The organism is Streptococcus sanguinis, from assembly GCF_003943735.1.
GTDB classification, from domain to species: domain Bacteria; phylum Bacillota; class Bacilli; order Lactobacillales; family Streptococcaceae; genus Streptococcus; species Streptococcus sanguinis_E.
In genome coordinates this window covers 78,241-92,214 of the sequence record NZ_RJMV01000004.1, presented here as the reverse complement: position 1 = coordinate 92,214, position 13,974 = coordinate 78,241, and the positions used below count along the sequence as shown (strand labels likewise).

The 13,974-nt window shown below is 41.1% G+C and carries 11 protein-coding genes; all 11 read left to right on the top strand.

Translation table 11 applies throughout. The features are described from left to right. Positions 1–7: 7 nt before the first annotated feature. A complete protein-coding gene (pstB, locus tag D8877_RS06260; protein WP_002895769.1) occupies positions 8–811 on the top strand; it encodes a phosphate ABC transporter ATP-binding protein PstB in 804 nt (267 codons plus the stop codon). A gap of 75 nt (positions 812–886) precedes the next feature. Further along, positions 887–1,645: a phosphate ABC transporter ATP-binding protein PstB gene (pstB, locus tag D8877_RS06255; protein WP_125341328.1), complete on the top strand. Its 759-nt coding sequence runs from the start codon at positions 887–889 to the stop codon at positions 1,643–1,645. A gap of 14 nt (positions 1,646–1,659) precedes the next feature. Then, the gene (gene phoU / locus D8877_RS06250) at positions 1,660–2,313 is read left to right on the top strand and encodes a phosphate signaling complex protein PhoU (protein ID WP_002900571.1); all 654 of its coding nucleotides are present in this window, start codon (positions 1,660–1,662) and stop codon (positions 2,311–2,313) included. Positions 2,314–2,471: 158 nt separating this feature from the next. Continuing rightward, complete coding sequence (locus D8877_RS06245; RefSeq protein WP_185760182.1) at positions 2,472–3,101, top strand: hypothetical protein; 630 nt, start codon at positions 2,472–2,474, stop codon at positions 3,099–3,101. Between the two features lie 148 nt (positions 3,102–3,249). Beyond that, on the top strand, positions 3,250–3,843 hold the full coding sequence (locus D8877_RS06240) for a hypothetical protein (RefSeq protein ID WP_125341326.1): 594 nt from the start codon (positions 3,250–3,252) through the stop codon (positions 3,841–3,843). 256 nt (positions 3,844–4,099) lie between these two features. Further along, positions 4,100–4,732 (top strand): hypothetical protein, encoded by a 633-nt coding sequence (locus D8877_RS06235; protein WP_185760181.1) that lies wholly within the window; start codon positions 4,100–4,102, stop codon positions 4,730–4,732. Beyond that, positions 4,723–6,042 carry a hypothetical protein gene (locus D8877_RS06230; protein WP_125341324.1) on the top strand — a complete coding sequence of 440 codons (1,320 nt, stop codon included), beginning with the start codon at positions 4,723–4,725 and terminating at the stop codon, positions 6,040–6,042. Before D8877_RS06235 ends, D8877_RS06230 begins: the two co-directional genes overlap by 10 nt. A gap of 10 nt (positions 6,043–6,052) precedes the next feature. Further along, positions 6,053–6,349, top strand: a complete 297-nt coding sequence (locus D8877_RS06225) for a hypothetical protein (RefSeq protein ID WP_061588962.1) — start codon at positions 6,053–6,055, stop codon at positions 6,347–6,349. 8 nt (positions 6,350–6,357) lie between these two features. After that, positions 6,358–6,684: a hypothetical protein gene (locus tag D8877_RS06220; protein WP_061588963.1), complete on the top strand. Its 327-nt coding sequence runs from the start codon at positions 6,358–6,360 to the stop codon at positions 6,682–6,684. Positions 6,685–6,852: 168 nt separating this feature from the next. Further along, a complete protein-coding gene (locus D8877_RS06215) occupies positions 6,853–9,393 on the top strand; it encodes a M1 family metallopeptidase (RefSeq protein WP_125341323.1) in 2,541 nt (846 codons plus the stop codon). Between the two features lie 151 nt (positions 9,394–9,544). Beyond that, on the top strand, positions 9,545–13,747 hold the full coding sequence (locus D8877_RS06210) for an LPXTG cell wall anchor domain-containing protein (RefSeq protein ID WP_185760180.1): 4,203 nt from the start codon (positions 9,545–9,547) through the stop codon (positions 13,745–13,747). Positions 13,748–13,974: the final 227 nt, after the last annotated feature.

Sequence of the window (13,974 nt, the reverse complement as noted above, 5' to 3'; positions counted from 1 at the left end):
AGAAGAAATGACAGAATATAATTGGAATGAAAAACATATCATTACTTTTCCTGAAGAAAAGGTAGCCCTGTCAACCAAGGATTTACATGTTTACTATGGTAAAAAGGAATCCATCAAGGGCATTGATATGCAGTTTGAAAAAAATAAAATCACTGCTTTGATTGGCCCGTCAGGATCAGGGAAATCAACCTATCTTCGCAGCCTCAACCGCATGAACGATACCATTGATATTGCCAATGTGACTGGAGAGATTCTCTATGAGGGGATTGATGTCAACCGCCCTGAAATCAATGTTTATGAAATGCGCAAGCATATCGGCATGGTTTTCCAACGGCCAAATCCTTTTGCCAAATCCATCTATCGAAATATCACTTTTGCTCATGAACGGGCTGGTGTCAGAGATAGAAAGGTTCTAGATGAAATTGTGGAGACTTCGCTCAAGCAAGCGGCGCTTTGGGACCAAGTCAAAGATGACTTGCACAAGTCAGCCCTGACTCTCTCTGGCGGTCAGCAGCAGCGGCTCTGCATTGCCCGTGCTATCTCGGTCAAGCCAAACATTCTGCTCATGGATGAGCCAGCGTCAGCCTTGGATCCGATTGCGACCATGCAGCTGGAAGAAACCATGTTCGAACTTAAGAATAACTATACCATTATCATTGTGACCCACAATATGCAGCAGGCTGCCCGTGCTAGTGACTACACTGGATTCTTCTATCTGGGCGACTTGATTGAGTATGATAAGACGGCTAATATTTTCCAAAACGCCAAGCTTCAGTCCACTAATGACTATGTTTCAGGTCATTTTGGTTAAGCAGCTGTCCATATTCATCACGATTCAACAAGCTTAGTCTTTGGTTGAATGTAAAATAAAATGAAGGAAAAACGTATGACAGAACCTATTTTGCAAGTCAAGGACTTGTCGGTTTATTATAATAAAAAGAAAGCCCTTAATAGCGTTTCACTTGATTTCATGCCAAATGAGATTACAGCTTTGATTGGACCGTCAGGCTCAGGTAAGTCAACCTTGCTCAAGGCCATCAACCGAATGGGCGACCTGAATCCAGAAGTAACGACTACAGGAACGGTCATTTATAACAGTCACAATATCTATGGTCCGAGGACAGATACGGTAGAGCTTCGCAAGGAAATCGGAATGGTCTTCCAGCAGCCCAATCCCTTTCCTATGACTATCTATGAAAATGTAGTTTATGGACTTCGGATTAATGGTGTCAAGGACAAGGCAGTTTTGGACGAAGCAGTAGAGCGCTCCCTTATTGGTGCTTCTATCTGGGACGAGGTCAAGGACCGTCTGCATGATTCCGCTATCGGTCTTTCTGGTGGTCAGCAGCAACGGGTTTGTGTGGCCCGCGTGCTAGCTACTAGTCCTAAGATCATTCTCTTGGACGAGCCGACATCAGCCTTGGATCCAATCTCAGCTGGGAAAATCGAGGAAACCCTCTACAGTCTAAAAGACAAATATACCATGCTTTTGGTCACTCGCTCCATGCAGCAGGCGTCTCGGATTTCTGAAAAAACAGGCTTCTTCCTTGGTGGAGACTTGATTGAATTTAATGAAACCAAGAAGATATTCCTCAATCCAGCCCATAAAGAGACCGAAGACTATATTACTGGTAAATTCGGATAACAGAAAGGAATCTTATGCTTAGAGTACAATTTGAAGAAGATTTAGAAAAACTTCATAATCAATTCTACGCGATGGGAAACGAAGTTCTATCGCAGATTAACCGGACTGTACGTGCCTTTGTCACGCATGACCGTGAACTGGCTCGTCAGGTCATTGAAGACGATGCTGAAGTCAATGACTACGAGGTCAAACTGGAGAAAAAATCTCTGGAAATCATCGCCTTACAACAGCCTGTGTCTCAGGATTTGCGGACCGTTATCACCGTGCTGAAAGCCAGCAGTGACTTGGAACGCATGGGTGACCATGCCGTATCTATCGCCAAAGCGACTGTTCGGATGAAGGGAGAAGTCCGCATCGAGTCCGTAGAGGATGCCATCAGCAAGATGGGGCGTGATGTTAAGAATTTCGTCGAAGAAACTCTTAACGTCTACCTCAATGGGAATGTAGACCAAGCTTATGCCGTAGCAGCTATGGATGAGAAAATCAACCAATATTTTGATGATATCCGCGATCTTGCTACAGAGGAAATCAAACAAAATCCAGAACTGATTGTAACTGGCCGTGACTACTTCCAAGTTATCTCTTACTTGGAACGAATCGGCGATTATGCCAAGAATATCTGTGAATGGGTTGTCTACTTTGAAACAGGTAAAATTATTGAGTTGTAATAATAAAAAAGGTACGATTTATTTCGTGTCTTTTTTGTATAATCTCAAGTATGGTTAGCATTCTGTTTTGTGTTTTAACTTACAACTAACTATGTTATACTACAAGAGTAGAGTTAAAGTTTATATATTTTTATATGAGTACATAATGGAGAATGTTTATGAAGAAAAAGATCATTTTCACCTTGGCAGTTCTGGTACTTCTCATTCCAGGTGGAATCTTTGGTGTGAGAAAGTGGATTGAACACCAAAACTCACCCTATAATGTTAGTGATGTTTTAGACGATAAAGGAGTAAAACTTTACAAACGAGGATTTCGTTTGTTAGAAGAACAACTGGCGACTTACATCAAAGAACACTATTCAGGAGTTAGTAAAATTGAGTTTTCACCAATTTTTGTTCAAGGTGGGGATGGGCAGAGCATGTTTCGTGCAACAATTGTACCTGTCATTTATGATAATCATGGTAACAAGGCTTATTTGGGACGTTTTGTTGGAGAAGAAGATTTTGGGCGTTTTACAAGTAGTGGAAGTATTCAACTTAACTTTGATGGGCACGATAATGAAATTATTGAAATAAAGTCGGATGACGGCTATCTCAATATCTCAAATAGTGAGAAATTGCCTGAAAAAGCAAAATTATCAACAAGCAAACGAATTGATAATAATATATCAGCTTTGATTAAAGCTGGACATATAAAGGATATAGAAAAGAATGAAAACGGAAGCCCTAATGCTAAAGTGAAATTTAATACTCAAATTAGAAAAGGAGATCATTTCAAATGGCGTTGATAGAATGGCATTGTTTATATTAAATAACGCTTAGCAAGGCTAATAATTTGCAAAAAGTTAAGTCATAAACATTATGAATCTTACCTTGTTGTTATAATCCTTATATATGCGTTCTAATTACAAATTTTTTACAGAACATAAGAGACTGATGAAGAAAAAAATTTTTACGACACTTGTCCTTATTCTTGTCTTGGTATCTGGTGGGATCTTTGTCTATAATAAACTGACTAAACCCAACTTAGGTTTCAAAACAACCAAGCTCTATCAGCGAGGCTTTCGATTTTTAGAGGAACAAATTGGAACCTATATCAAAGAACACTATAAAGGTATAGAGAAGATTGAATTTTCTCCAGTTTATGTTACGGGGGATGACGGATCTTCTATGCTGAATGCTTATGTACGTCCGACTATTTATGATAAATATGGAGATAACGCTACTTTGGGTACGCAAATAAAAAAATATGTCCCAAATAGTTTTGGGATTGAAGCAGATCTTGTTCTTGATTTTGATTGGAGTGGTAATGAAGTAATTGAGTTGTTAGATTCAGAAGATAATAGTATTGATGTTTTGAATGCAAAGAAATTACCTAAAGAAGCTAAATTAACAGATGCAAAAAGTATAGATATAAATATTCAAATGTTAGTAGAAGTCGGTCAGCTAAAAGATGTTGTTAAGGATGAAAAGGGAAGCCCAGAAGCTGAAATCATTTACAATGTTAAGCTAAGCAAAGGAGAAGAATGATATGATTTTGTCTGATCAAGAAGTTCGAAGAATGTAGTTAGATCTTAAGAAAGACGTAAAGAATGAAAGCGAAGTTATTTATAGGATTTGAAATAAAACTTCTTTATGTAAAAGACTCCATATATTATAAACAGATAATTAAGAGCGCTTTTATAAAAAATGAATGAGACCAGAAATAATGGTATGACTAGAAATATTATGATATACTATAATTAAAAATAAAAGCGTTTTTATAAAGATGTGAGGTAGGTAAACAATGAAGAAAAAAAAATTTGCGATCATTGCAGTTCTTATAGTTTTAATTTCAGGAGGAGTATATTGTATGACAAAATGGATTGAACACAAAAACTCTCCATATAATGTTAGTGACGTTTTAGACGACAAAGGAGTGAAACTTTACAAACGAGGATTTCGTTTGTTGGAAGAACAACTGGCAACTTACATTAAAGAGCATTACTCTGGTGTCAGTAAAATAGAGTTTTCACCAATTTTTGTCCAAGGAGGAAACGGACAGACTATGTTCAGCGCTAATATTGTTTTTTCTGTTTATGATAAGAATCAAAATAAGGCATATTTTGGTGGAACAATAGGAGATATTACTTATCCAACTTATAATAATGTTTGGGATGTAAGAATGGATTTTAATGGCTGGGATGAAGAAATCATTGAATTAAGAACTAGCGATGAAAAGTTAATTGATGTATCTGGTTTTCAACATCTGCCACTAGAAGCTAAACTTACGGTGAGTCGTAAAGTAGATGAGAATCTTGAAGCTTTGATTCAAGATAAACAGATTGAAGGGGTTAAAAAAGATTCAAAAGGAAGCGCTGATTTAGATGTGGTATATAATGATGAAATAAAAAAAGGGGATGAGAGAGAATGGCGTTAACCGATGAAAATGTTCAAGAATTACAAGTAGATATTTTAAAAATTATAAAAAAAAAGGATGAGGGTGGAGTTTATGAGACTAGTTCTGGTATTAGGTACAAAATAATTAATGAAGTAAATGAAACCACCCAAGCTCTTGCTGTTGCGCCTCTTGATAAGGAAGGTGAGCCAGATTACACTCAAACGACTATTGTCGTTGCCGGAACTCAAGCTCCTGATGGAGACATTAATAATCATGTTTTAGAATCTGGATTCAATGCAGTAACAGCAAGAGTTCAATTAACAGAACAGACAAAGGACGTTCGGGAGTTTTATAATCAATCATTATCTAAGGCTAAAAAAATGGCTGGAACAGGACAAGAAGTTGATATTAGTAATATGTCTGGATTTAGTCAAGCAGGACCAGCTGTTGCTAAAGTAGCTGCGGAAATGAAAGTCCAGAAGATTACAAATTTCATGGACTGGGGTGCATGGGCTTCTTTGTACAAGAATTCGTCCGATTACAAGGGGATTAGTAATGAAGAATTAGCATATCTTAATAAGCACTTACACTCATACAGTGACAAAGGGAAAGATTTAACAAGCATGGATGGTCACGGGGGGATTATTCCATATGGGAAAGTGTTTACTGTCGAAGGTAAACATCATAATGCCGGTTTACCCAAGATTAAAGGTAATAGTCCAGATTTTGAGTGGTATGAAAAAAATGGTCTTTTTTGTTCAGGAATGACGAAGAGCCAAGTTGAAAAAATTGTTGACAAAATATTAAGCAAATCTAGTATTGATAATGCTTATAAAACAATGGCTAGGCCAGAATTGATTAGACGCTATGAATTAGAATACGGACCTTTTGCTCCTGAGCCTTCTAAGCAGGATTTAATCGCCATAAATAGGAAACGAATTGATGAGTTGCATGCCTCTTTGAAGACTAGTTCTGGCGAAAAAATGATTAGTTTGAGAGAGGAGCTTGTTCGTACAAGTGCGCAAACCGTTCAGCTTCAGGCTGAGGTCTATGAGCAAGAGATTAAAGATAAGATAAAAAGTGCTAAATCTAGTGTTGAAAATCATATCAAAGAACTGAGAGATGCAGCTTATACCCTAGCCCACAATCTTTCTGCTGATGAGGTAGAGGGCTTATTATCTGAGTTGAGCATGTCAACTGCTTGGAATGATGGAAAAGAAGCAAGTACCCTTGCCTCAGCAAACTCTTATATGACTACAATGACTGGTATTGCTGGCAATTTAAACAAGGCAGCTGATAATATCGTAGCGATTGATCAAAAAGGCGCCCAGATTTTCACAAAAAAATAGGAGGAAACACATGATTGAACCAAATACAGAAGATCGAGCTGAAGCCGAACGTATAAAAAAAGAATATTTAAAGATTCAGGAACGCACAGCTATTCGTGGCTTGATTTCAGCTAAAAGAGCCATTCTTCTTGAAGAAAGTCAAGCTTTGCAGAGTTGGCTAGATAGTCAAGCTGAGACTATGAAAACTTTTGCCTCTACTCAAGTACCTGCGGACTTATCTGGGGCCTTCACAGGTGGAGCAGCAGATTCCATCAAGGAGGTACTAGGTGCTGTTCCAAAGCCTGAATTAGCCAGCCCTATCTTATAGGAGGCTTTATGGATATTCAGAAAAAGATCGATCGTCTCGATGACGATCACATAGCGTTTCGAAAGAAAGTTAGTGAGTATGAATGGGATTATCAGGATATGAGACGAGAAGCTAAAAATGTTTCAGAGCAAATGAGCGAATGGATATTATCTTTTTGTTGCAATAGTCCTGATACCGTGCCCTCATATGAATTAAGACAAATAGAAGAAGATAGAGAAATTTTCGAGAGAAAAATTCAGCGTTATGAAGAACGGCTAAACAAAACTTATCACGAAGAAAATCGAATCTATAACAAAAAATTAGAGGAGCTTGAGAAAGAAAAGAAGAACTCTTGACCTTTCTTCCATTATCATAAAGCAAAAAGACAGGTTATTCCCCTGTCTTTTTGTTTGCATTTATTCTGCACTGAAATCCTTTAAATATGATACAATAATAACAGATTATAAGCGGACAAGGGTGTCGGAGTAATCTTGCCATGTTGTTCGCTAGATGAGGAGAAGCCTATGCAAGCAGTTAAACATTTTATTGAAACATTTGTTCCTGAGCACTATGATCTCTTTTTGGATTTGAATCGTGCTGACAAGACTTTTTCAGGCAAGGTGGCCATTACTGGGGAAGCTAAGACGAGTAAGATTTCCCTACATCAAAAAGATTTGACAGTTGAAGCTGTAGAGGTGGCTGGTCAAGCACGTCCTTTTACTCTTGATAAGGACAATGAAGCTCTTTATATCAAGCTGGAAGCAGCTGGGTCTGTAGTGGTGACAATAACTTATACTGGTAAGATTACGGACAATATGACGGGGATTTACCCATCCTACTACACGGTAGATGGTGTGAAAAAAGAAATCATTTCTACACAGTTTGAGAGCCATTTTGCTCGTGAAGCCTTTCCGAGTGTGGATGAGCCAGAGGCTAAGGCAACTTTTGATTTGGCTTTGAAATTTGACCAAGCAGAGGGTGAGTTGGCTCTGTCTAATATGCCAGAAATTGATGTTGAAAACCGCAAAGCGACTGGCGTTTGGAAGTTTGAAACGACTCCACGTATGTCTTCCTATCTCTTGGCTTTTGCTGTAGGTGATATGCAAGGAATTACTGCTAAAACCAAGAATGGAACTTTGGTAGGAGTTTATGCGACCAAGGCCCACCCAGAGAGCAATCTAGAGTTTGCTTTGGACATTGCGGTTCGATGTATTGAATTTTACGAAGAATATTATGGAGTCAAGTATCCTATTCCTCAGTCGCTTCATGTGGCCCTGCCAGACTTTTCTGCTGGAGCTATGGAAAACTGGGGCTTGGTGACCTATCGGGAAATCTATCTGCTGGTGGATGAAAATTCAACAGCTCTGAGCCGTCAGACAGTTGCCTTGGTTGTTGCACACGAATTAGCCCACCAATGGTTCGGAAATCTAGTGACCATGAAGTGGTGGGACGACCTTTGGCTCAATGAAAGCTTTGCCAATATGATGGAGTATGTCTCAGTTGATGCGATTGAGCCTAGCTGGAAGATTTTTGAAGATTTCCAGACCAGCGGAGTTCCTTATGCCCTCAAGCGTGACGCGACAGATGGCGTCCAGTCGGTCCATGTAGAGGTCAAGCACCCTGATGAAATCAATACTCTTTTTGATGGGGCGATCGTCTATGCCAAGGGCAGCCGTCTCATGCACATGCTGCGCCGTTGGCTGGGAGATGATGCATTTCGTAAGGGGCTAGGTGCCTATTTTGAGAAGCATCAGTATGGAAATACCATCGGTCGTGACCTCTGGGACGCTCTTTCTCAAGCTTCTGGCCGTGATGTAGCTGCCTTTATGGATGCTTGGCTGGAGCAGCCGGGTTATCCAGTTGTCACTGCCAAGGTCGAAAATGACTCCTTGATTTTGACCCAGAAGCAGTTCTTCATTGGAGAGCACGAAGACAAAGGTCGTCTATGGCCAGTGCCTCTTAACAGTAACTGGCAAGGACTTCCTGATACTCTGACGACAGAAAGACTGGAAATTCCGAATTATGCAGCCCTGGCAGCGCAAAATGATGGGGCTCTGCGTCTCAATACAGAAAACACAGCCCACTATATTACAGATTATCAAGGTGAGTTGTTGGATGCTCTTCTGAATAATCTCAGCTCTTTGGACAATATCAGCAAACTGCAAATCGTGCAGGAGCGCCGACTTCTGGCAGAGTCAGGTAAGATTTCCTATGCGGACCTGCTGCCAGTTATCAGCAAGCTGGCGAACGAAACTTCTTATATGGTAGTTTCAGCTGTTTCCCAAGTGCTGGAAGGGTTGAATCGCTTTGTGGATGAAGGCAGTCAGACAGAAGAAGATTACAAAACCTTGCTGAAAATTCTCAGTCAAAATAATTTCGACCGTCTTGGTTTTGAAAAACAGGAAGGTGAAAGCGATGAGGATGAGATGGTTCGTCAGCTCATTGTGGGCAATATGATTAAGGCGGACGATGAGACAGCTAAAACTCAAGCTAGCCAGATTTTTGACCGCTATCGTGATAATTTGGAAAAACTCCCTGCCGCTATTCGCCTGCAGGTGCTGGTCAACCAAATCAAGCATCATGAAAGCAAGGAGCTGACTAAGCTTTATCTGGACCTCTATGTTGCTTCAAATGATGGAAGCTTCAAAAATGCTCTTTCTACAGCCCTTTCTTATACGAAGAACAAGGAAACCTTGGATGAACTGTTAGCGACTTGGAAGGATAAATTTACTGTGAAACCGCAGGATTTGTCAGCTTGGTATGCCCGTTTCCTCAGCCGAGATTTTACTCAAGAAGCAGTGTGGACTTGGGCGCGTGAAAATTGGGATTGGATCAAGGCAGCGCTAGGTGGTGACATGAGCTTTGATAGCTTTGTCATTAGCCCAGCAGTGGTCTTCAAGACAGAAGAGAGATTGGCAGAATACAAAGCCTTCTTTGAGCCTCAGTTGGATGATATGGCGATTAGCCGGAATATCAGCATGGGAATCAAGGAAATCGCTGCGCGTGTTGAATTGGTGAACCGCGAGAAAGAAGCAGTGGAAAAAGCAATTCAAGCTGCAATCTGATAGATTTGATTAAAATGACTAGAAAGTCTGAGATATGATCCTATCTCAGGCTTTTATTTATCATTTTGAGTATTTAAACATTGCTAATATGCCTTTGCTTTGATAAAATAGAACAATATGGACAATAAACAGGTAACTGTTTAAAGGAGAAATGGAGATTATAATGGAAAAGAAAATAGTCTATGGCTTCCGCAAGAGCCGCCTTTCTAAGGGCTTGTGCGGAGCTGTTTTGGGTGCAGCTTTGTTGCTAGCTGCTGGGTCGGTTCAGGCTGAGGAAAAGGCAGTTGAAGCAGCAAATCAGTCTGTCCTTTCTGAAGCTGCACTTTCGCCAACCGAAGCACCCCAGCCAACTGCTGCGCCTGTTCAGTCAGAGCCTGTAAGTCAAGGCAAGCTTCCCTTGGAGGTTTCCCATGCGGAAATGGACCAAGCTTTGGCAGAGGCCGGGAAAGCAGGAGTTCAGCTAAAGCAGGAGCCGACTGTTGATTTAGGAACAGCTAGAGATCCAGAAGAAGCTGCTAGTAAACGGGAGAAAGCGCTAACAGATTATGCGACCCAAGTCAAGGAAATACGTGAAATCACAGCAGCTTATCAAGAGCAACTGAAGACTTATGAGAAAGAACTCAGTCAGAAAGAGTCTGCCAATCAAGCCTTGAAAGACCAATATGACAAGGCTCTGGCTTCCTATGAACAAGAGTCCAGTCGCATTCAGGCTGAAAATGCTCAGCTTCAGGCAGACAATGAGCAGAAACGGACGGCTTATCAAGCAGAATTGAGCCGTATAGTAAAAATCAATCAAGAGAAAGAAGCCTCCTATCAAGCAGCTTTAGAAGCTTATCAAGAGGAGCGTTCACGGATTTTACAAGAAAATGCTCAAGCGAAAGCAGACTACCAAACTGCTATGGAGAGCTATGCTACAGAGCTGAAAGCTACTCAGGAGAAGAATGCTCAAGCAAAGCGTCGCTATGAAGAAAGGCTTGCTCAGGTCTCAGCTCACAACAAAGCAGCCCAAGCTGAAAATGCAGCCATAGCAGAACGAAATCAGGCAGCTGAAAAGGCTTATCAGGAAGCAGTCAAGCAGTATGAAGCTGAAGTATCCAGACTGGCTCAGGTTAAGTCGGAAAAAGAAGCTGTTTATCAAGCTGCCTTGGTTGACTATGAAAAAGAACTGGCTCGGGTTCAAAAAGAAAATGCTGAGCTAGAGCAGCAGTATCAGTCAGAATTGACGGCTTACCAACAGGAAGTAGAACGCATTCAAAGAGCCAATCAAGCAGCAAAACAATCTTATGAGACAGCCTTGGCTAAAATCCAAGAGCAGAACAAGGAGATTGAGGCAAAAAATCAAGAAGTCCAGCAGAAAAATGCAGCCTTGAAGGAGCAGTATCAGGCTGATTTAGCTGCTTATCAAGAGCGATTGGCTGAGATTCGTCAAAAAAAACAAGCGGCAGAGAAAGACTATGAGAGCAAATTAGCTGCTTATCAAAAGAATCGCTCTGAAATCGAGGCGGCCAATGATGCCAAAGCGAGAGATCATCAAGCAGCTTTGACTGCCTATCAATCTGAACTTGAGCGTGTCCAAGCTGAAAATAAGAAGCGCCAAACTGCCTATGAGACAGAAAAAGCAGAAGTAACAGCCCGTAATGCTGCCATTGAAGCTGAAAACGCCCAGATTCGTCAGCAAAATCAGGAAAAACAAGAGCTTTATAAAAATCAATTAGCTCAATATGAGCAGGATGTGGCTCGAATCACCGAGAGCAATCAGAAAAGTCGAGAAGCATATGAGAAAGCCTTACTTACCTATCAGGAGGCGACTGCTCGGATTGAGACAGAAAACAAGAATAAATTAGCTGCTTATCAGGCAGCCTTGGCGACCTACCAAGGAAATCTTGCAAGGATTGAAGCAGAAAATCAAAGACTAAAAGAAGACTATGAGGCAAACCTTGCTTCTATTTCAGCACAGAACGCAGTGATTGAGCAGGAAAATGCAAGCATTAAGGAAAAAAATGCCCGCTTGAAAGCTGACTATGATAAGCTCTTAGAAGAATATAAGAAGGCAAAAGCTGCCTATGATACAGCCAAAACTAAGTATGATGCAGCTCTTGTAACTTTTGAGAGAGAGTTGCAGGAAGCTGAAGCTAAGAAAAATGAAGAAGGCTATCTCAGTAAGGTTGAAAGCCAGCCTTTTGTTTTCAAATCTGAGCCCCAGGCTGTCTTGACGCTTGATCCCTCTATTAGAACCTATACCAATGATGAGCTGACTGATGAGGTTCGTTCTTGGGGAATGGATCAACAAGGAATAACTGCTTTGACCAGTGTTTTAAAAGGGAAAGAACATCAGACTAAAGTCATTTTACAAAAAGATGTGCCTCTGGTAGCTACTTATACTAATATCAAAAATTCCAGTATTCAGGGCAAGAAAATCGCTAAAGTTGTCTACACTTATACTCTGAAAGAATCAACGAAGAGTCAGGATAAGCTTCCAGTTTTCTTAGTTAAGGATCCGACCTTGACTGTCTGGACCTTGGATTTTTATGGCCATTCTCGGGTCAATGTTCAAGCTGAGTTTTTCGATGAGGCAGGAGAAAGGCTTGATATGACAGGCTCGCTTGTCAGCTTCTCGTCTTTAAATACGAATAAAGTTGCGATTGAATATATCAAGAATTTTAATGGTGAATATATTCCTATTACAGGCTCTGCCATTAATGTTCACCCAGATACTAGTGTTCACGCTGATATTTCTATTAACTTTGAGCGGGAAGGCTCTCGCTTTGAGTATAACAAATGGGACTCGCCGAACAGTCCCTATAACTGGTATGGCGCTATCGTCGGTAAGGCACAGGGCGATATCATTTCCTTTGATATTGGTTCACGAAACCGGGGTTCTGCTTGGTTTGTATTTAACTCAGATATTAAAGCCAAAGGTGTTCCAATCAAGCTTGTTGCTCCGATAGAAGTTGCTCAACCTAAGGAACCGGCTTATGAGGAAGTCAAGGCCTTGCAGCCTCTTCCGAGTCAGCCAGTCTATCAACCTTTGCCAGAAGAGCCAGATCAGCCGACCTATCAAGAAGTTCCTAAACAGCCGACAGAAACTCAACCTCTTCCCCTTCCCAATCGGCCTGAGGAGCCAGTAGTTTTACCGGAAAGAGATTTGGAACTTCTGCCGCAAGAGCCAACTTATCTGCCTGAGCCGCTTCAACCTCAAAAGCCAGTTTATCAGGAAGTGCCAGAAGAACCTAGCTCCCCTTCTCTATTGACAGAGCCGACTGCAGTTGAAGAGCCGACCTATGAGAAGGAGCAGCCCTTGTTGAGCCTTCCGCAAGCTCCGGTCGAAAATCCACTGCCACAGGAACCACAACGACCATCTTATTTGAAGGAACCCAAAAAACCTCAAAAAGATCCTGAAGCAAGCACGGGAGAAGGCCCGAAACCACCTGTTTATGAAGAAGAAATTGCTTTAGAGGACCTGCCTCAGGAACCAAGCTATATGCAGGAACCTCAGCTCCCTCAAGAACCAGTTCTTCAGCCTGAGCCTCAGTCACCTGTCAGAGAAAGTGACTTGCCTTTGATGGAGGAGCCAGATCAGCCGACCTATCAAGAGCTTCCTCAAAAGCCGGCTGAGCCTAGCTATCAAGCTTTGCCAAGCTGTCCTCAAGCGCCGACTCAAACTTATCACTATAACCAGCTCTTTATCCAGTTAAAAGTCAGAGAAGAGTTGGAGGATGAGTCCAAGAAGAATATTCATCAACAAGAGGTTAGCCTGGGAAGTTTTGCTGTCCTTAATCTGGTAACGGACGCTTTGCCTGCTTATCGCCTACCAATTCATTCTTTCGTATTGGAAGAACGCCTGCCAGAAGGTTTTGAATTGGATCTAGAAGCTACTAGAGCGAAAAGTCCTGGTTACGAGGTTTCTTATGATCCGAGCAGCAGAGTCTTGACTTTTGTTGCTGCACCAGGTCTACTTGAACGCTACAATGCTGACTTGAATACTGCGACCGAGACCCTAGCTCCAGCAGCAGTTGGCCGACTCTTGTATCCAGGCAGAACCTATACCAATCATTTCAGCTTGCTGATTAATAATCAATACCGGATAGAGTCCAATCAGGTTAGTGTTTCGACACCTCCTGCAGAAATTACTATTCAAACAGCGCAGAAATTTGAGCCTCTGTCAAATCAGACTTTGCAGCATCAAAGTTCTGCAAATAAGCAAGCAAGTAACTTGCTGCTATCAGTCAGCTACCAAACCACACAAGGTCAATTGCCTAAAACTGGTAGCAATGCGAGCTCTCTTCTCACCTATCTTGGCTTTGCGGCCTTGCTAGCTTCAGCTGGTTTCCGCTTTTCTAAGAAAAAGTCATAAAAAAATAAGCAACTCCTGCATCCGGAGCTTTTGAACATGATAAATTTAGACTGAGACAATTTTGTCCCAGTCTTTTTTTGCAGCTGATTTTTTGAGCAAATGGTTGATAGATGTATCAAGTGTTTTAGATAGGCAAGTATTTTAAGATAAACGTAAATCGTGTTATAATAGCCATGTCAAAGAATTTTTACCTACAATAATCACTATGTTAAAGAATTTCATCTAGC